Below are 22,330 nucleotides of genomic sequence, written 5' to 3'. Positions count from 1 at the left end.
AAGCCATGAACAAATACGACCAAAGGGGCGTGTCTGCCTCAAAAGAAGATGTACACAAAGCCATAGAGAAGATAGACAAAGGGCTTTATCCCAAGGCTTTCTGCAAGATTATTCCCGACCACCTCACCCACGACGAGCAGTATTGCCTCATCATGCATGCCGACGGTGCGGGCACTAAGTCGGCCTTGGCTTATGCTTACTGGCGCGAAACCGGCGATTTGTCCGTATGGGAAGGCATAGCGCAGGATGCCCTGGTGATGAACCTCGACGATTTGTTGTGCGTAGGTGCCACCGACAATATACTCATCTCTTCTACCATTGGCAGAAACAAAAATCTGATACCGGGCGAAGTGATTGCAGCCATCATCAACGGCACGGAACGCTTCGTGGAAAAAATGCGCCAATACGGCATTCATATGTACACTACGGGGGGCGAAACCGCCGATGTGGGCGACCTGGTGCGTACCATCATCGTGGATAGTACCGTTACCGCCCGCATGAAGCGCAGCGATGTTATAGACAATAGCCGCATTCAGGCCGGCGATGTCATTGTAGGCTTGGCAAGCTATGGGCAAGCCACCTACGAAGAAGCCTACAACAGCGGCATCGGCAGCAATGGACTCACGGCTGCCCGCCACGAGGTCTTTCATCAAAGTGTAGGGCGCAAGTATCCCGAAACTTTCGACCCTGCCATCCCCGACCGGTTGGTTTACAATGGAAAGTATCAACTTGGCGATTTGATAGAAGTGGCCGGGCAAAAAATACCGATGGGCAAGTTTGTCCTTTCACCCACACGCACCTATGCCCCCATTTTAAAAGCCGTCTTCGACGAGATTCGCCCCCATATTCACGGTATGGTGCATTGCAGCGGCGGCGGGCAAACCAAGGTGCTGCACTTTGTAGAAGATGTGCATGTAATCAAAGATCAGCTGTTCGATACGCCCCTTTTATTCCGCCTCATACAAGAGCAAACCGGCATGAGCTGGCAAGAGATGTACCAGGTCTTCAATATGGGCCACCGCATGGAAGTGTACCTGCCGGAAACCTATGCGCAAGTGGTCATCGATGCGGCACGCAGCTTCGGTGTGGAAGCACAGGTTATCGGACGCGTAGAGCCCCTCGATGGAAGTAAAAAACTCACCATCCGCTCGGCTCATGGCGAGTTCGTCTATGCTTAGGCATTTTATTTGCTCAAGTCAGGCAAAACAAAAAACAACAATTACCCATCAAATTCCATGAATAAAAAGACAATACTGGTTACCGGCGGCTTAGGTTTCATAGGCTCACACACGGTGGTGGCACTTCAGGAAGCCGGTTACGAAGTAATCATTATAGACAACCTGAGCAACTCTTTCGCTTTTGTACTCGACGGCATTCAAGCCATCACAGGCATCAAAAGCCGCTTTTATGAAGGCGACTGCAACGACCGGGCTTTCATGCAGTCGGTATTTGGCAAAGAAAAAATCGATGGCGTCATTCATTTTGCCGCATATAAAGCCGTGGGCGAATCGGTTGCCGAGCCTTTGAAGTACTACCACAATAACCTAATGTCGCTCATCGTCCTGCTTGAACTGATGCAAGCGCATGCCGTACCGCATTTGGTCTTTTCTTCTTCTTGCACTGTTTATGGACAACCCAAGCAACTGCCGGTCGATGAATCGGCGCCCATCTTGCCGGCACAGTCGCCCTATGGCAATACCAAGCAAATTTGTGAAGAAATCATCCGCGACAGTGTGCAGGCAGGCATGCCGGTTAAAGCCTTGGCACTGCGTTACTTCAACCCTATTGGTGCGCACCCCACTGCACACATAGGCGAGCTACCCATAGGCGTTCCCAACAATCTGGTGCCCTACATCACCCAAACAGCCGCCGGCATCCGGCGCGAGTTGTCTATCTTCGGCAATGATTACAACACGCCCGACGGCACCTGCATCCGGGATTTCATACATGTGATGGACTTAGCCGAGGCACATGTCAAAGCGTTGGAATGCCTTTTAAAGCAACCCGCCGCCCCTCTGTATGACTTCGTCAATATCGGAACCGGCAAAGGGCATTCCGTCTTGGAAGTGGTGCAAACCTTCGAAAGAGTAAATAACCTTCAGCTTCCCTATAAATTTGCGCCACGCCGCCCCGGCGATGTAGAGCAAATTTACGCCAAAGCCGACAAAGCCAAACAAATGCTGGGCTGGCAAGCACGCCGCAGCCTCGATGAAGCCTTGCGCGATGCATGGCAATGGCAGAAGGCTTTGAAAGAAAAAGGCATTTTGGCAAAGATGCAGGAAACTGAAACAGACGCATAAGCAACCAAGGGGACTTCTCCCCTTTCTTTTTATTTTTACCAATCGCAACTGTTGAATCAGGCAAAAAATGGAAAACAAAACCATACTTATCACCGGCGGTGCCGGCTTTATAGGCTCTCATGTGGTGCGTTTGTTTGTAAAGAAATATCCGCACTACCACATTGTAAATCTCGACAAACTGACCTATGCCGGCAATCTGGAAAATTTGAAAGACGTAGAAGGTGCACCCAATTATACCTTCGTAAAAGGCGACATCGTAGATGCCGGCTTTCTACACACGCTCTTTCAAAAGTATGCTTTTGACGGTGTGATTCATCTGGCTGCCGAGTCGCATGTTGACCGCTCCATTCTGAACCCCATTGACTTTGTCATGACCAACGTGGTGGGCACCGTCAATTTATTGAATGCCGCACGCCACGCATGGAAAGAGCAATACGAAGGAAAGCGCTTCTATCACGTATCTACCGATGAAGTGTATGGTTCGCTCGAAAACCCGGATGAGTTCTTCACCGAAAGCACCCCTTATGACCCGCGCTCGCCTTACTCTGCCTCCAAGGCATCGTCCGACCACTTTGTGCGTGCTTACCACAACACCTATGGGCTGCCCGTGGTGCTTTCGAACTGCTCCAACAACTACGGTCCCAATCAGTTTCCGGAAAAGTTAATTCCGCTTTGTATTCTGAACATCAAAAACAACCGCCCTATTCCTGTGTATGGCAAGGGCGAAAATATACGCGACTGGCTGTATGTAGTCGATCATGCCAAAGCCATCGACTTGGTGTATCACCAAGGCAAGACCGGCGAAACCTACAACATAGGCGGGCACAATGAATGGAAAAATATAGATGTGGTACGTCTCATCTGCCGCCTGATGGATGAAAAACTGGGGCGCCCCGCCGGCACTTCCGAACAGCTGATTACTTTCGTAAAAGACCGTGCCGGTCATGACCTGCGCTATGCCATCGATGCCGGCAAGATACAAAGAGAACTGGGCTGGACGCCTTCCGTGCAATTTGAAGAAGGACTAAGCCAAACCATCGACTGGTATTTGGCAAACGAAGCATGGCTTGAGCGTGTAAGCAGTGGCGCCTACCGCGATTATTACCGTATTCAATACGAAAATCGTTCGTAACACATGAGTAACTTGTATAAAAAACCTTTTCACCCTGGCTCTTTGCATAAACTACGTTTTTTGGTAACCGGCGGTGCCGGCTTCATTGGCTCTCACCTGGTAGAGTACCTGTGTGAGCACAAGGCTGCCCTGGTGCGTATTATGGACAACCTAAGCACCGGCAAAATCGAAAACATTGCGTCCTTCCTTGCTCTGCCCAATGTAGAGTGGATAGAAGGTGACATTCGCGACCTCGACACTTGCATGCAAGCATGCGAAGGCATAGACATCGTATTGCACCAAGCGGCTTTAGGTTCCGTACCGCGCAGCATTGCCCAACCGCTGCAGAGCCATGCCACCAATGTGGACGGCTTCTTGAATATTCTTTATGCAGCCAAAGAGAAAGGCATCCGGCGTGTGGTTTTTGCCTCTTCTTCATCGGTTTATGGCGACAGCCCGCACCTGCCCAAGCAGGAAGAAATCATAGGAAAGCCTCTTTCGCCCTATGCACTCACCAAGCTTATCAATGAGCAATATGCCGAAGTGTTTGCGCGTACCTATGGCATAGAGTACGTAGGCTTGCGTTATTTCAATGTATTTGGTCCCCGCCAAAACCCGGAAGGACCTTATGCCGCCGTCATACCGCTGTTTATGAAAGCAGCCCTGACAGACAGCGCCCCCACCATCCACGGCGACGGGCAACAGTCCCGCGACTTCACTTTCGTAAGCAATGCGGTAAAAGCCAACCTGCTGGCAGCGCTCACCCGGAAAGAAGAAGCCATCAACCGTGTGTACAATGTAGCTTGTGGCAAGCAATACACTGTTCTGGATATATGGCAGCATATAGCCCGGCTGACGGGCACAGCGGTGCAGCCTGTCCATACGGCGCCCCGCCCCGGCGATGTGCGCCACAGCCTCGCCGACATAGGCGCCGCCCAGCAACTGCTTGGCTATGAACCGGAGCATTATCTTGAAGAAGGACTTGCCCATTCATTGGCATGGTATCGAGCGCTTTATGCCCCCAATCCCAAAGGCTGACAAGCTTGTAAAACAGCGCTTTTTTCACTCCATTTTGCTATCTTGTTCATAGGTAAAAAATTGTTGTTCAATGAACAAGGTAGCTTTTTTTATTTTGCTTGCTTTACTGACACTTGAAGCCCGGTGCCGGCAAGGGAAGCAGCCGGTTCTTGTTGGTGTTCCGGAGTGCGTCAACCGCAAACATCTTACACCCCGAGCCATGTCCCGCCTGTACATCTTCAAAAGAGAAAACCAATACAGCACCTACAGTATTGCTTTCAGCCCCGAATACCGGCTCTACCACCACTATTTAAGCTCCCGTGATGAGGTCCATGGAGTCAAACACAGCGCTCATGGAGCTTTTATAGGCAATACCGTTGTGCAAGTTAACCCCAAGGTAAAACTGGTATTTGCAGAAATACCTATGTATGAAGACATTAAAGACCAATATACGCTAAGAAACATGCTGCGCCAAAAACCAAGAGAAGCAGCTCACTTGTTTTGCGACGCCTTTGAGTATAGCGTGAATTTCATGGATAGCCTTGGTGTCAAGGTCATTCCCATTGCATGGATATGGAACCTCTCTTTCTTTGAACGTTTTTTTGGCAAAGACGTACCCCATCAGCAACGCATAGAATGGCTGGAAGTATTCAAAGCACGCATGCGAAAAATCATCGCCGACCATCCGAACATACTCTTCTTAATGGCCGCCGGCAACGACAGCAAAGACACGCGTAAAAATCTTACCGTGCATAGTATGATAAAGCTGCCCAATGCCCTGACCGTGGGCGCCTTTGATAACGATTGCCGAAACCGTGCCTCTTACAGCAATTATGGTCCGCTGGTAGATATATGGGCTGCCAGTGATGTAGAAGTTGACTTCGGGGGGAAGAGGCTCTATCCTATCACTTTTAGTGGCACCTCCGCAGCTACTGCCGTTGCCGCCGCTTGGGCAGCGCACTGGCTCGGTCAAGGGCTTAGCCAAGAAGAAGTGGTGCGCCGCCTGAAAGAAGCCGGTTGCCTGCCGGCACATATACCTTAAAAAGAAAAAGGCAACCTGCTGTGGGTTGCCTTTTTGCGTCGGGATGACTGGACTCGAACCAGCGACCCCCACGTCCCGAACGTGGTGCGCTACCATCTGCGCTACATCCCGATAAACAGGAGAAGGCGACCCTTTGCCTGAAAGCCGCCTTCTTATTTTACAAGTCGGGATGACTGGACTCGAACCAGCGACCCCTAGCACCCCATGCTAGTGCGCTACCAACTGCGCCACATCCCGATTGCCTTTTGCTGTTGCAAAGATAATAGCTTTGTTGTAAACTTACCAAAAGATTTTTCAAAAAATTTTTAAAGCACGCTTTATGGTCATTGCTATCCATGGTCGTAATTTCCGCGTCGAAGTGCGCCATTACATCGAACGCATGTTGCATATACTTGTGCATCAATACCATGCCAAGCTCTTTTTTTCGAAAGACTTCGCCCGGCTGATTCAAAAACACGAGCTGCAAGCATACGACGGGCAGCTGTACTACACCAACCACAGCGACCTGCCCGAAGTCGATTTCTTCTTTAGTGTGGGCGGTGATGGCACCATGCTGGAATCTGTAACGCATGTAGGTGCCCGGCAAATCCCTATTGTAGGCATCAACACAGGACGCTTGGGCTTTCTGGCAACCATCGCCCCGCATGAACTGGAAGACGCCGTGCACAACCTCTACAATGGCTACTATCATTTCGACGACCGCTCGCTCATCCATCTTGACTCGAACTGTCAGCTGTTCGGTGAGCTCAATTTTGCGCTCAATGAATTCACCGTCACCAAGCGCGACACTGCTTCCATGATCATCGTGCATGCTTATGTGGATGGTGAGTATTTAAACTCTTATTGGGCAGACGGCTTGATTATCTCCACGCCTACCGGCTCTACCGGCTACTCTCTCAGCTGTGGCGGTCCCATTGTTTTTCCCCGCTCAAAAAATTTCATCATTACGCCGGTAAGCCCGCATAACCTGAGCGTGCGCCCATTGATTATTTCAGACCAAAGCGTCATATCGCTACAGGTAGAAGGCCGAAGTCGTTATTTCCTTGCTTCACTCGACTCGCGTTCCGAAATCATTGACTCCTCCGTACAAATAGCTATTAGTAAGGAGCGGTTCTGCGCCCGTTTGGTGCAAATGAAAGAGCACAGTTTCATGGAGACATTACGCAACAAGCTCAACTGGGGCTTGGACGTGCGCAACTAAAAGGCGGCCCGGGCTGACCAATAAAGCCATGCCGCCACCAGAGGGGCTGCCAACAGCAAACCATCGAAGCGGTCCAGGAAGCCGCCGTGCCCCGGAATCAGTTTGCCGGAGTCTTTCACGCCCAAGCTACGCTTTATCATTGACTCGGTGAGGTCGCCATAAATACCCCCAACCGTAATCAAAAAAGACATGCCTACCCACTGCTCCACACTCAATGATTGAAACGCAGAGGACAAACCCAAAGCCACGAACATGGAAAGTACCCCTCCACCAATGGCGCCTTCCCAGGTCTTGCCGGGCGATATGCGAGGGAACAGTTTGTTCTTGCCCAAAGCCTTCCCAACAAAATAAGCACCGGTATCATTTGCCCATAGCAAAAGCAAGAAACCCAATGCTATGTAGTAATGATAGCTGCCTTCAAACAGATAAGCAGCTCGCATGTAAAGCATAAAAGGAAGCAACACATATATCCAAACCACACAATGCAACGCCATAACTTCCAAGGGCTGTCCTTGATGGCGGTCATAGAGCAGTGTCCAACACAAAAACACAAACAAAAAAACCGGCGCCCACAGCCATGCCCACGATTGCAAAGCCCCTACCAAATGCAGGGCGTGCAAAAGCAGGATAATGGCCGATGATAAAACACCTGCGGTTTTGCCGGGATGTTTAATGTGTATTTGCGCCAAAGTCAGCAGCTCATATGCCGACAACAGGGCTATCAAGGAAAACAAAGCAACGAAACTCTCGCCGCGCCACCACACACTGCCCAACAACAACACCCCACCTATAACACCCGACAATACGCGCAACTGAAGGTTAGATGCTTTCTTCATCGGACTGCTCGAAGTTGATTTCATGACGAATTATTTTTAATGCTCGAATGACATCAGCAGGATGCACTTGTACCTCTGCTTCACCCCACAAGCCATACATGGAATCTTTTTTGTTTAAGACCACCGCCTGAATACCCCGCTCAAGCAGAATTTGCTGCACAATGCCGGCTCTGTGCGGAAAAGAGGTCTTATATACAGTCTGCCATTGCATGTATTCACATCTTAATGCTCCGGTACGCTTAAGGAGATGGTAGCAAATTACAAAATTTAATATGACAAGCCACATAAATGGCTATAAAAAAGGTAAGCATAACTTTTTTAACTTTACCCTTCGGAAAGTTTTTAGCTATCGTCATGAATTTATCGTTTAGTACTACGGAAATCACCTCCGGGCATTTGGCTTCCGATGCCCCCCTGCACTATCGCCTGTTGTTTGCTTACAAAGCGGCTGCCGAATGCCTCGAAGGCGGCAAGCTGCTTGAAGTGGGCTGCGGCATTGGCAGAGGCCTGCCTTACTTGCTTCCCAAAGTAGATGCGTACTGGGCTATAGACAAAAACCGTCAACTGCTCGAGGCGCTGCAAGCGCAGTATCCGCAAGCCACTTTCATAAGTGGACAAGTGCCGCCCCTTTCTCAAATACCGGACAATAGCTTCGACTATGTGCTCAGCTTTCAAGTCATAGAGCATATTCCTAATGACAGGCTGTTTATCCGGGAACTTCACCGGGTACTAAAACCGGGCGGCACACTCATACTCACCACGCCCAACCGCCTGCGCTCATTGACGCGCAACCCTTGGCACATACGCGAATATACCGCCACGGAACTGACCCAATTGCTGCAAAGCTTTTTTACAGAAGTAAAAATGCAGGGCGTAGGCGGCAATGAAAAGGTAGAACAATATCAAGCGGCCAATGCTGCGTCCGTAGCCAAGTGGAAACGATGGGACGTATTCAATCTTGAGTACCGCCTGCCACGCTGGATGCTGCGCCTGCCGTATGAAATACTGAACCGGCTGAACCGTAACCAATTGATGCAGAAAGAAAGCGCCGCACGCAACATCACACTCGACGACTACTTGCTTGTAAAAGACATGCGGCGGGCTTTGGACTTGTTTGTGACGGCAAAAAAATAGAAGGGTGAATCCTCACCCTTCTTTCTACTCTTCAACGGGAATAATGTTTATTTGAATGCCTAAAAAGTTTTCATAGTCTTCGGCTTCTTCCCGTATGTCTTCATCGTCTTCGGGATAGTACCAGGTAATCTTCACTTCGCCTCCGGCATCTTGATATTCCTTCAAGATGCGCACGATGTCCAAGAAGCACTTGGAAGAGCTGGTGTTGTAGTAAGTAAGGTTAAAAGTGAAATCTATAGGCCCTTTCTTTTCCTCGGTGTATCTTTTGAGCCAATCCAAAATAGGACGGTAAAACTCCCAGGTATCTTCCAAGTATGACTCGCCTTCAATCAAGCACTTTCCGGTGGAGGCATCAAACTTAACATGTGGGGTAAAATAGGTACTTTTTACACCTTCAATTTCTAAGTTTTCCATATGCTCGCTTTATTTTCTGTATTCCAAAATATTTAAAGATTCTTCTTCACATTCACTGCCAAAGCAAAGAACGAGAGCTTGTCGTCCACATCGCGGAACTCCACTGATATGGGTTGTGCCGAGGTGAGGGCTATCTGAATGAGCCCGATACCGGCGCCCTTGCTGCGCTCGTCTTCATTGGGGTTGATGCGTTGCTCAAACTTCAAACGGCGCAACGCCTCCCTGTCGAGCGTATTAATCAGCTCGCACTTGTCCCACAGGGTAGGTATCCACTTCTTTTCTACCAGGTTGCCTGCCATCAGCGTATAAAACGCTTCATCTTCGGTAATTACGATGGTTCCTACCCGGTATTCTTTATCTCCAATTTTACTCACTTCCGAGGAATAAAAAAAGATATTCTGTGCCAACTCCATGAAAATAGAGTACACTTTTTTGCCTGATTTCGGGTCTTGTGCCAATTTATTTTGCAATTCCTTGCTTATCTCATAAATAATCACATCGGACATAGGACCTTTATAAGACACCAATATTTCTTTGCTTGAAAGGTCCTGGTAGTGATTAAAAAAGCTGAACTTTCCCATTGCAATTTATTTTTTCCTGTTTTTGAATAGTTTAATTATAGCAAAGTGTTTAAATATATGCAATTCTATTTTTATTTTTTTATTCTGCCGGGATTGAGTAGCACTTTTTTAGCAAAATTTAACAAAAGGTGCACGGTTGTAGCATTCGCTTCACAATTAAAGGGGAATTCTTATTTTTGAGCTATTAATTTGTCTGTGAAACGTAGAGTCTTAACTTCATGATACGGATTGGGATATTTTTTGGTGGCAGCTCACGCGAGCGCGAAGTGTCTTTTGCCGGTGGTCGCACCGTTTACGACAACTTGGATAAATCGCTTTTCGAAGCTGTTCCCATCTTTGTCGACAGTCTGGGGCGCTTCATCTTATTGGAATGGGAATACCTGTATAAAGGCACCATCCGTGATTTTTACCCTCCGGCGCAGCATCAACCCCGTGATTTTCAAATTTATATAGAATCACTTGCTCAAAGTCCGGCGGCATGGCTCGAACGCATAGCAACCGAAGTGGGGCGTCCCATCACGCCTGCGGACTTCGCCGGTCTTTTCGATGTGGCTTTCCTGGCATTGCATGGCTCTTACGGTGAAGATGGCACCATTCAGGGCTTGCTCGAATGGTATGGCATTCCTTATACCGGCTCGGGCATTTTGCCCTCAGCCATAGGCATAGACAAAGCCACCCAACAACGCCTGTTTCAGAAGATGGGCTTCGAGCGCCCGGCCTACCGCCTCATCGGGCGCGATGACTACCTGCGCATGGATGCCCGGGCACTGGAAGCGATGCTGCAAGCAAGCCTTCAACAGTTGGGCGACCCTTTGGTGGTAAAGTCAGCACATCAAGGCTCTTCTATTGGCGTCAGTGTGCTGCGCAATCCCAAATTGGAAGATTGGCAACAAGCCCTGGACAAAGCCTTCTTCATACGGCGCCTTTCGTTAAGTGAATGGCACAAGCTGAACGAAGAGCAGCAGCGCGCCCGGCTTATCGAGTGGACCGACATTCGCGAAGGGCTGGGATTTCCCATGCTTGCGGAATACGAAAACGAACATACGACCCTTTATCATCCGCATGAATTACGCGCGTGGCTTCAAAAGCACACCGAAGGGCAAGCCACTCTCTATGCGCTGCAAAACACGGAAACCGAAGTACTCATCGAAGCTTTCATTCACGGGCAAGAGTTTTCTTGTATTGTGGTGGAAGATTTACAGGGCAAGCCCGTGGCATTGCCTCCCACACAAATCATCAAACAGAGTGAAGTATTTGACTACCGGGCTAAATATTTGCCCGGAATCAGCCGTAAAATCACCCCCATTGAGCTGCCCGACGAGCAAATAGAAGCCATCCGAAAAGCCTGTGTGGCATTGTATGAAGCCATGGAAGGCGAGGTGTATGCCCGCATCGATGGTTTCATTACACCGGAAGGCAAAATTTATCTTAACGACCCCAATACCACTTCGGGCATGATGCCCTCTTCTTTCTTTTTCCATCAGGCTGCGGAAATAGGGCTTGACCCCAGCCGCTTTCTCACCTACATTATTGAGCGCTCGCTGCAGGTGCGTGCCGCACAACCCAACCTGCATTTTGTAAGCCGGCGCCTGCTTGCCCAATTACAACAACTCCGGGAAAAACTGCATCATCAAAAACAAGACACTATCCGCGTAGGTGTCATCATGGGGGGCTATTCGTCTGAAAGACATATATCGGTAGAGAGTGGGCGAAATATCTATGAAAAGCTTTCCGCCTCAACCAAATACACGCCCATTCCCATTTTCCTGACCGGCAATGCCGGAAATTGGCGCCTCTACCGCCTGCCCGTTCACTTGATGCTTAAAGACAATGCCGACGACATCAAAGAAAAAATTGAAAACTACCAAACCCACCCCATCATCGAGCAAATCAAACAAGAAGCGCAAGCCCTCACGGCACGCTATGCGCAGGATGCTTTCTTTGAGCCCCAAGCCATCAGCTTTGAAGAACTGGCGCGCATGGTAGATGTAGTGTTTATAGCCCTGCATGGGCGCCCCGGTGAAGACGGCTCTTTGCAAGCTCGTCTCGAAGAATACGGCATTCCTTATAATGGATCGGGCGTGGCCAGTTCTCAAATCACCATCAATAAGTATGAGACCAATGAAATATTGAAGCAACACGGCGTGCCGGTAGCTGCCCACCGTTTGGTGCACAAAGAAGAGTGGCTGCAACAAGGCATGCAAGTCGTAGAAAGTATTGAAGCAAGCTTCGCCTATCCTTTCATAGCCAAGCCCGCCGACGATGGTTGTAGCTCGGCTGTAAAAAAGGTAAAAAACAGAGACGAGCTCATTGCCTATATCGAAGCGTCATTCAGAAGCGACGAAACACTGCCTCAAGAGCTGATGCAGCGTCTTGGCTTGAAGCCGGGCGCCCCCTTTCCGCCCCGTGAGTTTTTCCTTATTGAAGAGCTCATTACGGCGCGCGGCGCGCGGCGTTTCCTCGAAATCACCGGTGGGCTGCTTACGCACCTCACCCCCGACGGCAAGCGGCGCTATGAAGTATTTAGCCCATCGGAAACCCCTGCCTTAGGTGAAGTGTTGTCTTTGGAAGAAAAATTCTTGGCAGGCGAAGGGCAAAACATTACCCCCGCACGCTTCTCGGAAGACCCGGAAGAAAACCGGCGCATCACCGAAGTCGTAAAACAGCATTTGCAAAAAGTAGCTGAAATATTGGATGTAGAAGGCTATGCCCGCATCGATGCTTTCGTGCGTGTTTACTCAGCCGAAAAAGTGGAAACCGTAATTGTGGAAGTCAATTCCTTACCCGGCATGACACCGGCTACGTGCATTTTCCACCAAGCCGCCTTGCATCATTACAAACCCTATGATTTTATAGACGGAATACTCACTTATGCCCTAAACAAACAGAAAAAGACAAAGCTGAAACACACATGAAGTTCTGGATAAAAACCAATTCCATCAAACAAGTAGTCATACATTTGCTGCTGGCTGCCGTTTCGTTTACGCTGTTGCTGGTGCTTTTTTTCTTCTACCTTATCCCCTACATTGCACGGCAAGACGAGGTAGCAGAAGTACCCCGCCTAACCGGTGCTTCCATAGATTCGGTATTGGCAGTGGCCGGGGAACTGCCTGTAAAGGTGATTATTCAAGACAGTAGTTTTTCGACTGAATATAAGCCGGGCACCGTATTGAGCCAATATCCCCTGCCCGGCACACAGGTAAAACCGGGGCGCAAGGTATATCTTACCATTTGCCCCAAGGAGCCCCCACTTACTCAAATGCCCAAGCTCACCGGGCTTTCTTACCCCACAGCCATTGCCAAGCTTAAAAGCAATCAGTTGGAACTGGGGCGCATCCGTTTTGAGCCGGATATTGCCATAGACATTGTGCTGGAGCAGGAAATAGACGGGAAGCCCATTCCGCCCGGCACCCCCATTCAGATGGGCACCAAAGTAGATTTGGTGGTGGGCAGTGGCATTGGCGAGGAGGAATTTGACGTTCCCGACCTCACCGGTCTGACGCTCGAAGAGGCAGAAGCCGTTTTGAAAGCGCGCTCGCTGCGCTTAGGCATCGTGCGCTACGACGAAAATGCCCAAGCCCCTTATCAACGCATATTCAAACAAAACCCACCGGCATTTGTCGATTTGTCGCAATATGAGTTGGCCGGCTACGACAAGCACGGGAAACCCATCTACCGGCCCGTAAAGGTGCGCAGCGATAGCCTTTTGTCAGGCAAAGGACACAGCAAGGGATTGGACCTGAACAAGGTGCCCCGTAATAAAATACGTCCGGGCGAGATGATAGACATATGGATTTCGAACAACCCGGCTTACTCTGTCTTCAACGATACGCTTTCGAGCATGATGGACGAATTCCAACCCATCGACTCCCTGATAAAAAAAGACAGTAGCCGGAACAAAAAAATAACCCCATAGCTTCAGCGGTATGGCGCCACGCCCCCTTATCCGGATTCCTACCGATAAGAAAATACACTTGTTTCTTCATGTAGCGGCAGCCCTGCTCGCAGGCTTGCTGCTGCTGCTGTTCTTCTTTTTGGTCATGCTCCCCTACTATACTCGCCAAGAGCAACTGCGCAGTATTCCTCAGGTAGAGGGGCTCTCTTATCAGGAAGGGGTTCGCCGTCTGCAAGACGCCGGTTTTTTACCCGTGGTGCAAGACACAGTTTTTGTGGCAGGTGCCGCACTCAACAGCATCGTAGAGCAATACCCGCCCTCCGGGCAGCTTGCCAAATCGGGCAGAAAGGTGTATTTGCGTATCACCCCCTCTTCCGTCCCCAAAATACCCATACCCGAAGTCATAGGATTAAGTACGGAATATGGCTTGCGCCGTTTACAGCAAGCCGGCTTTCAACACATACAACTCCGCTACTTGCCCCACCCGGAAACGCCCCCCAACAATATTGTAGGACTTAACAACAGCCGGGGCAGTGTTTTATCTCCTCATACGCCTTTTTCTTTAAGCGACACGCTGGTGGTGGTAGTGAGCGAATCGCCCGAGTCACAAATAGAAGTGCCGCAGCTGATGGGGCTCAGCGAGGAAGAAGCCCGTTTTGTAGTTCGTGCCTTGGGCCTGCAGATAGGCAAGGTGGAATATGTCTTTGATCAACCCGGCCTGCCGTTGGGGATGGTTGTTAAACAAAACCCTCTCCCCCATTACTGGGAAGAGGGGAAAAAGCACTATCGCCACGTAAGCCGTGGCAGCTACATAGACCTTTGGGTAGTGGGCATGCCCGTTCCCCAAGAAGAAGCCACCGAAGACTCTTTGCCAACCCCATAACTGATTTCACTGTGACGTATCTTACCGCCGGTGTTTCCTACCTGCCCCAGCATAAACAAAACGCCTGCGGCAAACAACAAATTGGCAAGTAGCAGGTAAAAAGGATAACCGTCTTTTTTCATAAGCCACCAGAAAGAGAAGAGGGCAAAAGCACCTATTATCTCCACCAACCAGAAAGCTGTTTCGGCAGCTTCCTCATGCGCATGTATGAGGCGGTGGCTTACTTCCGGCAATTCTTCTACTATCTCTTCGGCACCTTCGCCCGTGAGCAGAGCCGGAATAGCCAGCAAGGCAGCCAATATCACAAGCCCCAAGCCGGTCATGGCCATTTCTTTCTTCCGGAGCAAGAGCGATACAAGAAGCACCAGACTTCCGAAGAACATGCCTGCAATAGGCAAATGGTTCACTACCAAGTGTAAATGTGCTGCGTTCATAAGCTTTGTTTTTTGGGTAATACTCAAAGATAAGCAAGCTTCGGCTTTTCTTTTACCCCTTAGGCTTAGTTTTTATATTTTTTACATAAACTCATATTACCTAACACAAGAAATTTGTATTAACAAACAGTACATATAAAATCAAAATACTTTCTTTTGCAAAAGAATAATAACATACACTACCAAGCATATTTTCAAGCATTTATTTTCCAAAAAAATTGAGCCAAACATTTGCTTTTCTTATATTTGCAAGCAGCTTATTATCAAAAGTAGAGCCTTATGAAAGCGTTTCAACTTCTCATTTTTGTAATTTTACTTAGCTTAGACTTACATGCGCAAGTAAATGTAACAGCTACTGCCGGAGTAAACAGCAGCTCTTACACTACACTCGGTGCAGCCATTAATGCCATCAACAGCGGTACACACAGGGGAAATATCAATGTTAGAATTACCGGCAACACCACCGAGCCCGGAAATATTACCATCAACCCCTCGGGCACCGGTGGTGCCAACTACGTATCCATCACCATACGCCCGCAGGGCGGAGTGCGCACCATTAGTGCCAATTTTGGGGGCGCTCCTTTGCTAACATTAAATGGCTGCCAAAACGTAACCATCGATGGCGAGTACAACGGAGGGCGTGGCTTGCAGTTTATACACAACGGGGGAGGTACTGACGACTACGCTGTTTTGTTTATAAACGGAGCCTCCAATAATGTCATTCGTTACTGTGACTTCCGGGCAGGACAAACGCACAACGACCGGGGCGTAGTCACCTTGCTTGCCACAAATGGCACCCCCATTCAAAACAACATCATAGAGTATAATGCCATTTACCATGCTCCAAGCCATTATCCCAAAAACGGCATTATAGCAACTACAAATGCCGGAAACGGTGCCATACGCGACAATACCATCCGGGGCAATTACGTTTACAACTTCTACTCTTCCGGCAGCCCCACTGCCGGCATACGCTTCGACCTTAGTTTTGCCTCTCCGGGCTTGAGCTACGGCAATCAAATCCTGAATAACCGTATTTTTCAAACCACCTCACGCAACTACACCTCCGACAATACACACCGTGGCATTTACCTGCAAGGCGGCGGCAGCTATACCGTAAGCGGCAACGTCATCGGCTATGCCAATGGCAGCGGCACGGGCACCTATTCTATGACTACCCCGGGCAGCAAACTACGCTACCGGGGCATAGAGATGCGCGACCTCGACAACATAGGCACCCATCTTATAGAAAACAACACTATTTCGAATTTCTATTTTGAAACCACCTCAAATGAAAACAATGCTGCCGGTGGTAATGAAATAGGCGTGTGGTGTGGTATTGTAGTGGGTGAGTATAAGACCAATGATATTTTCGATGATAGCTACAACGCCATCATACGCAACAATACCATAGGTAGCCATACTACCAATGATGTTATTACCGTAGTCAATGGAGGCACCAGCGACCAAAGCATGACCAAAGGTATTTATGCCCATTTCAATGGCAATTGTGTGATAGAAAACAACCGTATCGGGGGTATATGGGCTTATGGTGCAGGCCCCAACAATGGCTCCAATTTCGTAGGGATCGATGTGGACGGCAGCGGTAATAAAAACGTGAACTACAACCTGATTGGCAGTGAAACGGTAGCCCATAACATAAAAGCCGGGCGGGCAGGCTTCACTACCGAGGACACCTTTGTAGATGGTATCTATGCCGATGCTTGGGGGAACAATACTTATAATTACAACGTCATTGCCAACATGACTTCTTATGGCAGCGGCACCACCAGCACCACCGGCTCTACCAACGGAGGCATTTACTGCTACTATGGCACCAACACCTTTATTGGCAACCGCATCCACGATATAAACATATACAATGACGGCGGATTCTTCTCGTTTCCGGACCCCACCACCGGCAACTCCGTAAACGTACAACAGTTTGGTATTTACAATACTGCCGGCACCGGGCAAGCCATCACAGACAACGAAATATATAACCTCTATAACCACCATCCCTCCGGGCAATTGTGCACTGTAGCCTTGATGCTGGGCGAAGGAGGCAATGACTCCTATGTAGCCCGCAACCGCATTTACAACCTGTGGATGAACAGTAGCGACCTTAGCTCTATCATTATGGGCATGGGGGTAGATAATAACAATTCTACCGATGAATGGACGCTGGCCAATAACATGATTAGTGTAGGGCAAAACGTTACCCGCAACTATCGCATCTTGGCATTCTATGCCAACACGCCTGCCCGTTTGCGCCTGTGGAATAACACTTTTCTGGTGCAGGGCTCTTCCAATGGTTCAGCCAACAACCGTACTCATGCCGCCATTTTCATTCAAAATGATTTCGAAGCTTATAACAACCTGTTTTTCAACGCCCGCACCACCACCGGCGGAAGTGCAGGTATCAATGTAGCCATGAGTGTATTCAATGCAGTTGATGTGCCCTCCGTTAATACGGACTATAATGTGTACTTGGCTTCCGACCCCATCTTTGGCAGATTGACCTTGGGCTATCTGAACAACAATGGCTATTCTGCCCCTTATGCCTTCACGCAGATGAGTACTTGGCGCACCGAAACAGGTAACGACGCATACAGCTGGGCAGAACACGGTAGCGGCTCGGCACCTACCTCCTACGTCCCCAACCCAACGGCTCTTTTTTTGGACCCTGACAATGGCGACTTGCATATTAATCCCAATCATGAAAGCGCCTGGTTTGTGAATGGCAAAGGCAAGCAAATCAACCATACGGGCGTGATTACCGACTTGGACGGGGACACCCGCTCCGCTTCGGTAACTACAGGCACCACCGACATTGGTGCCGATGAGTTTACTATGAACCTGGCTGTTGCTCCACCCAATGCCTATATTGAAAGTGGCAGCATCAGCAATGGCAGCACTACGGTTTTCTCTTGGGCACAGAAAGAGATAGCGCGCATTACATGGGTAGGCACTGCTTTGCCTTCCGAAATGTGGGTGCAGTATTACTCCGGCGAAACGCCTCCCAACCCCGTGCCCGGAGCAGAGTACAGCGACGGCTACTGGCACATAGAGCCCAAAAGTGGCACTTTTACCGGCTTATACACCGTACAGATTAACTTTGGACCGCATGAGACCGGCACCATCACTACGCCAAGCCTCTCTGCAATTCTTACCAAACACGATGCCGGGGTTTGGGTGCCCTTCTTTGCCGGCACCGGCCCCCTCCAAAGTCAAAAAAATTATATAACTGACCCTAAACAGATATGGGTCACGGGTATCAGTTCCTTTTCTGATTTTGCCCTTACCTCCGGTTTTGCGCCTCTACCGGTACAACTCACACACTTCAACGGCGAAGCTACACCCGAAGGGATAGAACTAAGATGGATGCTGACAGGCACGCCCAAAGAGGTGGTGTATGTAGAGCGCTCAAACGATGCCTTACATTTTACACCCATAGCCGAACTGCCGGCTCGCGTGGGGGAAACCAAGCATTTGGATCCTCACCCACAAGCCGGTTATAATTACTACCGTTTGCTTATCCGGGGCAATGAGCAGGAAGAATACTCCTCTATCATTGCCATATGGTGGAATGAAAGTGCGCCCACCGTGCAGATATATCCCAACCCGGCCACTTCGTGGGTAAAAGTGCGCGGCATTCCCTCCGGCGCAAGCATCAAGCTGCGCAGCAGCAACGGGCAACTCATACAGCAAAAGCAGGACCTCCGGGCTGAATGTGAGCTCAATCTGCAAGGACTTGCTTCCGGCATTTACCTGCTTGAAATAGAAGATAAAACCGGGAAACGGATAGAAAAACTCATGGTGCAAAAATAAGGGCTAAGCGTGTGCTATACTTCATAAAACAAAAACAGCGGCAGGTTCTGTGAAACCGGTGCCGCTGTTTCTTTTTTTTCACTCTTCTTCAAGCTCAGTTCATACCATAGCGTTGTACATCATCGGCCGTGATGGTATCGCCGGCAGCCATGATAACCAGGCGCTCCACCACATTGCGCAGCTCACGTATGTTTCCTGACCAGCTGCGCGACTGCAGCAGCTTCACTGCTTCCGGCTCTATTTCTTTCTTTTTGGTACCATACTCATCGGCAATAGCCTGCAAGAAATGCTCTACCAACAAGGGAATATCTTCTTTTCGCTCGTCCAAAGCAGGCACTTGAATAACTATCACACTTAAGCGGTGATACAGGTCTTCACGGAAATTCCCTTTTTTAATTTCTTCGCGCAGGTCTTTGTTGGTAGCGGCAATCACCCGCACATCTACTTTTATTTGCTTATCGCCCCCCACACGGGTAATCACCTGCTCTTGCAGTGCCCGCAACACTTTGGCTTGTGCCGACAGGCTCATGTCACCGATTTCGTCTAAGAAGAGTGTGCCCCCATTGGCTTGCTCGAACTTGCCAATGCGTTGTTTCACCGCCGAGGTAAAAGCACCTTTTTCGTGGCCAAACAATTCACTTTCAATCAACTCGCTGGGAATGGCCGCACAGTTGACCTCCACAAAAGGACCTTTGGCACGTTGGCTTTTTTCATGAATTTGGCGGCACACCAACTCCTTGCCTACCCCATTGGGTCCCGTAATCAGCACGCGGGCATCGGTAGGTGCCACCTTGTCTATATCTTCAAGCACGCGCTTGATAGCCGGCGACTCGCCTATGATTTGGTACTTCTTGCTTATTTTCTTTTTCAGCACTTTGGTTTCTTGTACCAAGTTGGTTTTGTCGATGGCATTACGCACACTCACCAGCAGGCGAGCCAGGTCCGGTGGTTTGGTAATGAAGTCGAAAGCCCCTTTTTTGGTGGCTTCTACAGCCGTATCGATGCTTCCGTGTGCCGAAATCATAATGAATTGAGTGTCTTTGCCCAATGCCATGGCTTTATCGAGCAGCTCCATGCCATCCATTTTGGGCATTTTAATGTCGCAAAGCACCACGTCGAAATCGTCTTTTTCTATTTTTTCGAGTGCTTCCACGCCATTGGCTGCTTCATCTACTTCATAGTTCTCAAACTCCAAAGCGTCGCGCAACGCCTCCCGAATCATTTGCTCGTCATCTACAATCAGAACTTTTGCCATATCTTTTCATTGAGTTGTGTGGACAAATAATTGTACAAAGCTAAAATTTATAAATTCACCCGTTCTTTTACAAAGGCTTCCCACTCTTCAAGCAGTGCCCCTTTGATAACACGCGGGAACTTATGTTGCCCGCCCTCTTTTCCTTTCATCCGCATAAAGTCATAAAACACATCGTTGGGCAGTGCATGCACATAAATTTCCTTCAAAGCGGCGCTGCGTTCCACCCGGTAATCATCGTTCAACACCTTGAGATGCTCATCGAGGCGTTCTTTCAGAAGCCGGGCATCTACCGGGTCATCGGTGCCCACATACCAACGGTGTGCAAACAATGAACCATAGGGCACACCTGCCACGGTAAACTCTTTCACCCGTATGTTCAACTCCTCTGACACAAGCTCTATGGCTTTGTTCATATTATCCACCGAAAGGTGCTCACCACAGAGGCTCAGGAAGTGTTTGGTGCGCCCCGTGATGATGATTTCAGAGCGCTCTCTGTCAACCAATCGCACGACGTCGCCAATCAAATAACGCCACGCCCCCGCACAGGTCGAAAGCAAAAGCGCATAGTCTTTGCCTTCTTCTATTTCGTCAATCATATAAGCCTCGGGGTTCTCCACAATTTGCCCGTCCGGCGTGAAGTTCTTCTCATCGAAAGGCACGAACTCAAAGAAAAGTCCATTGTTAAGCACCATTTTCAAATCGCCGCCGGGGCGCGACTGGTAGGCAATAAAACCTTCCGATGCCAAATAGGTTTCTATATATATCAAAGGCTTACCCAACAGCTTCTCGAAGCCCTTCTTATACGGCTCAAACGACACGCCCCCGTGTACATAAATATGCAGGTTGGGCCATATTTCATGAATATGAGCCACATTGTAGCGTGCAATAATTTTTTCAAGCAAGATTTGAATCCAAGCCGGCACTCCCACAATAAAGCCGATGTCCCACTTAGGCGCCTTTTCGGCGATTTCATCCAACTTCTGATTCCAATCCGTATGCTTGGCAATGCGCTTGCCCGGCTTGTAGAAATGCTGAAACCAGAAAGGAATCTGGCTGGCAGTAATACCGCTCAGGTCACCTTCAAAGTAAGTACCCCGGTGATTGAGGTGGGTGCTTCCGCCCAACATCAGCATGCCCGTTTCAAACAGCTTGCTGGGCAAGTTGGGATAGTCCGAGAGGGTCAGTATCTGCCGTATGCTGGTACGTTGAATGGCTTTAATCATTTCCTTGGTAACAGGAATATATTTCGAAGAGGCTTCGGAAGTACCGGAACTAAGGGCGAAATACTTCACATGCCCCCGCCAAGCCACATCTTTTTCGCCGGCTTTGGTGCGGTGCCACCACTCCTTGTACATTTTGTTGTAATCGAAAACAGGCACCCGTTCTTTATAAGCTTTGTAGAAGTCGCGGCTCTCACGCGGCAGCTGCTGAATTAAACGAATCAGGTCTTCGAAGTTATAATACAAACCAAAAGCCGTATGCTGGGCTGAAGAAAGCAGTTTCAAAAGCTCGCGCTTTTGCAGAGTAAAGGGTGTGTGCTTCTCTTGCTCTATGCTTTTTCGTAATTTTATGCCCTGCTTCAACAGCGTACCTAAAATAGCCATAAGTCCTCCTTTTTTAGTACTATGCAAAGTTAAATTTTTCCTTTATTCTGAATATAAAATGCATGCCCAAAAACAGCATTTATTTGTAAAATACAATAAAAAACAAAAAAACCAACCTCAAAACAATGAAAAGTACAATAGATAAAATAAAACAAGAGTTAGGCGAGCACGTACGTTTGATTGCCGTAAGCAAAACGCACCCGCCCGAAGTCATCATGCAAGCTTATGAGGCAGGATGCCGCGATTTTGGCGAAAACAAGGTGCAAGAGATGCTGCCCAAGTACGAAGCATTGCCCAAAGACATACGCTGGCACTTGATTGGACACCTCCAGCGCAACAAAGTAAAATACATAGCCCCTTTTGTGCATTTGATTCATTCGGTGGACAGCGAGGCGCTCTTGCGCGAAATCAATAAGAGGGCAGCTCAAAATGAAAGAGTGATTGACTGCCTGCTGCAAATTCATATTGCCCAAGAAGAAAGCAAGTACGGCTTAAGCTATGAAGAAGCCCATGCCCTGCTGACCTCTTCCATTTGGGAAGAGCTGCCCCATGTGCGCATCATAGGTTTGATGGGTATGGCTACCTTTACCGACGACACCGCGCAAATACGCCGGGAGTTCAGAGGCTTAAAGCACTTTTTCGATGAGCACAAGCAATATGAGCGTCCCAATGTGAAAATGCAAGAACTTTCTATGGGCATGAGTGGCGACTACCGCATAGCCATAGAGGAAGGCTCTACCATGGTGCGCATCGGCAGTGCTATTTTCGGGCAACGTCAATACACCTGACAGC

General features: G+C 49.0%; 19 protein-coding genes and 2 tRNA genes. 12 read left to right on the top strand and 9 right to left on the bottom strand.

All coding sequences use genetic code 11. The features are described from left to right. Positions 1 to 5: 5 nt before the first annotated feature. From QVE43_RS12020 to QVE43_RS12000, 5 genes are all read left to right on the top strand, one after another. Complete coding sequence (locus tag QVE43_RS12020; RefSeq protein WP_288007480.1) at positions 6 to 1,178, top strand: AIR synthase related protein; 1,173 nt, start codon at positions 6 to 8, stop codon at positions 1,176 to 1,178. Positions 1,179 to 1,235: 57 nt separating this feature from the next. Further along, positions 1,236 to 2,300: a UDP-glucose 4-epimerase GalE gene (galE, locus tag QVE43_RS12015; RefSeq protein ID WP_288007478.1), complete on the top strand. Its 1,065-nt coding sequence runs from the start codon at positions 1,236 to 1,238 to the stop codon at positions 2,298 to 2,300. Between the two features lie 67 nt (positions 2,301 to 2,367). Next, positions 2,368 to 3,432 (top strand): dTDP-glucose 4,6-dehydratase, encoded by a 1,065-nt coding sequence (gene rfbB, locus QVE43_RS12010; RefSeq protein ID WP_288007472.1) that lies wholly within the window; start codon positions 2,368 to 2,370, stop codon positions 3,430 to 3,432. Positions 3,433 to 3,435: 3 nt separating this feature from the next. Beyond that, a complete protein-coding gene (locus QVE43_RS12005) occupies positions 3,436 to 4,449 on the top strand; it encodes an SDR family oxidoreductase (protein ID WP_288007470.1) in 1,014 nt (337 codons plus the stop codon). Between the two features lie 70 nt (positions 4,450 to 4,519). Then, entirely contained in the window at positions 4,520 to 5,470 is a 951-nt protein-coding gene (locus tag QVE43_RS12000; RefSeq protein ID WP_288007468.1) for a S8 family serine peptidase, read from the top strand. A gap of 38 nt (positions 5,471 to 5,508) precedes the next feature. Here the strand turns inward: QVE43_RS12000 and QVE43_RS11995 are convergent. Together QVE43_RS11995 and QVE43_RS11990 are read right to left on the bottom strand one after the other, a co-directional pair. Beyond that, positions 5,509 to 5,581: transfer RNA gene (locus QVE43_RS11995), tRNA-Pro, on the bottom strand. Between the two features lie 53 nt (positions 5,582 to 5,634). Then, positions 5,635 to 5,707: transfer RNA gene (locus tag QVE43_RS11990), tRNA-Pro, on the bottom strand. A gap of 82 nt (positions 5,708 to 5,789) precedes the next feature. Between QVE43_RS11990 and QVE43_RS11985 the strand changes: the two genes are divergently transcribed. Then, complete coding sequence (locus QVE43_RS11985) at positions 5,790 to 6,671, top strand: NAD kinase (protein WP_288007466.1); 882 nt, start codon at positions 5,790 to 5,792, stop codon at positions 6,669 to 6,671. Here QVE43_RS11985 and QVE43_RS11980 read toward each other — a convergent pair. Together QVE43_RS11980 and QVE43_RS11975 are read right to left on the bottom strand one after the other, a co-directional pair. Further along, the gene (locus tag QVE43_RS11980) at positions 6,668 to 7,531 is read right to left on the bottom strand and encodes a CDP-archaeol synthase (protein ID WP_288007464.1); all 864 of its coding nucleotides are present in this window, start codon (positions 7,529 to 7,531) and stop codon (positions 6,668 to 6,670) included. The genes QVE43_RS11985 and QVE43_RS11980 overlap by 4 nt on opposite strands. Further along, entirely contained in the window at positions 7,491 to 7,718 is a 228-nt protein-coding gene (locus QVE43_RS11975; RefSeq protein ID WP_038030522.1) for a putative signal transducing protein, read from the bottom strand. The genes QVE43_RS11980 and QVE43_RS11975 overlap by 41 nt, the downstream gene beginning before the upstream one ends. Positions 7,719 to 7,861: 143 nt before the next feature. Here QVE43_RS11975 and QVE43_RS11970 point away from each other — a divergent pair, with 143 nt between their 5' ends. Next, a complete protein-coding gene (locus QVE43_RS11970; RefSeq protein WP_288007461.1) occupies positions 7,862 to 8,641 on the top strand; it encodes a bifunctional 2-polyprenyl-6-hydroxyphenol methylase/3-demethylubiquinol 3-O-methyltransferase UbiG in 780 nt (259 codons plus the stop codon). Between the two features lie 24 nt (positions 8,642 to 8,665). Here QVE43_RS11970 and QVE43_RS11965 read toward each other — a convergent pair whose 3' ends face one another. Further along, positions 8,666 to 9,055, bottom strand: coding sequence for a DUF1987 domain-containing protein (locus tag QVE43_RS11965; protein WP_038030524.1), 390 nt, complete (start codon positions 9,053 to 9,055; stop codon positions 8,666 to 8,668). Positions 9,056 to 9,087: 32 nt separating this feature from the next. Continuing rightward, the gene (locus QVE43_RS11960; protein WP_288007458.1) at positions 9,088 to 9,636 is read right to left on the bottom strand and encodes a SiaB family protein kinase; all 549 of its coding nucleotides are present in this window, start codon (positions 9,634 to 9,636) and stop codon (positions 9,088 to 9,090) included. A 218-nt stretch (positions 9,637 to 9,854) separates the two neighbouring features. Between QVE43_RS11960 and QVE43_RS11955 the strand changes: the two genes are divergently transcribed. The 3 genes from QVE43_RS11955 to QVE43_RS11945 are packed head-to-tail and all read left to right on the top strand — an operon-like array spanning position 9,855 to position 14,414. Next, positions 9,855 to 12,551, top strand: coding sequence for a D-alanine--D-alanine ligase (locus QVE43_RS11955; protein ID WP_288007456.1), 2,697 nt, complete (start codon positions 9,855 to 9,857; stop codon positions 12,549 to 12,551). Further along, a complete protein-coding gene (locus QVE43_RS11950) occupies positions 12,548 to 13,552 on the top strand; it encodes a PASTA domain-containing protein (RefSeq protein WP_288007454.1) in 1,005 nt (334 codons plus the stop codon). The genes QVE43_RS11955 and QVE43_RS11950 overlap by 4 nt, the downstream gene beginning before the upstream one ends. A gap of 10 nt (positions 13,553 to 13,562) precedes the next feature. Then, the gene (locus QVE43_RS11945) at positions 13,563 to 14,414 is read left to right on the top strand and encodes a PASTA domain-containing protein (protein ID WP_288007452.1); all 852 of its coding nucleotides are present in this window, start codon (positions 13,563 to 13,565) and stop codon (positions 14,412 to 14,414) included. Here the strand turns inward: QVE43_RS11945 and QVE43_RS11940 are convergent. After that, a complete protein-coding gene (locus QVE43_RS11940) occupies positions 14,339 to 14,848 on the bottom strand; it encodes a hypothetical protein (protein WP_051633186.1) in 510 nt (169 codons plus the stop codon). The genes QVE43_RS11945 and QVE43_RS11940 overlap by 76 nt on opposite strands. Before the next feature lie 279 nt (positions 14,849 to 15,127). Here QVE43_RS11940 and QVE43_RS11935 point away from each other — a divergent pair, with 279 nt between their 5' ends. Next, positions 15,128 to 18,679: a T9SS type A sorting domain-containing protein gene (locus QVE43_RS11935; protein WP_288007450.1), complete on the top strand. Its 3,552-nt coding sequence runs from the start codon at positions 15,128 to 15,130 to the stop codon at positions 18,677 to 18,679. Between the two features lie 94 nt (positions 18,680 to 18,773). On the opposite strand, the gene QVE43_RS11930 is transcribed toward QVE43_RS11935, so the two are convergent. Both QVE43_RS11930 and QVE43_RS11925 read right to left on the bottom strand, forming a co-directional pair. Then, positions 18,774 to 19,934 (bottom strand): sigma-54 dependent transcriptional regulator, encoded by a 1,161-nt coding sequence (locus QVE43_RS11930; protein WP_288007448.1) that lies wholly within the window; start codon positions 19,932 to 19,934, stop codon positions 18,774 to 18,776. A gap of 47 nt (positions 19,935 to 19,981) precedes the next feature. After that, positions 19,982 to 21,538 carry a GH3 auxin-responsive promoter family protein gene (locus QVE43_RS11925; protein ID WP_288007446.1) on the bottom strand — a complete coding sequence of 519 codons (1,557 nt, stop codon included), beginning with the start codon at positions 21,536 to 21,538 and terminating at the stop codon, positions 19,982 to 19,984. A 95-nt stretch (positions 21,539 to 21,633) separates the two neighbouring features. Here QVE43_RS11925 and QVE43_RS11920 point away from each other — a divergent pair, with 95 nt between their 5' ends. Next, on the top strand, positions 21,634 to 22,326 hold the full coding sequence (locus QVE43_RS11920; protein ID WP_288007662.1) for a YggS family pyridoxal phosphate-dependent enzyme: 693 nt from the start codon (positions 21,634 to 21,636) through the stop codon (positions 22,324 to 22,326). Positions 22,327 to 22,330: the final 4 nt, after the last annotated feature.

The sequence above is a fragment of the Thermonema sp. genome, assembly GCF_026003375.1.
Taxonomy (GTDB): domain Bacteria; phylum Bacteroidota; class Bacteroidia; order Cytophagales; family Thermonemataceae; genus Thermonema; species Thermonema rossianum.
This window is presented reverse-complemented; position numbering and strand designations above follow the sequence as displayed.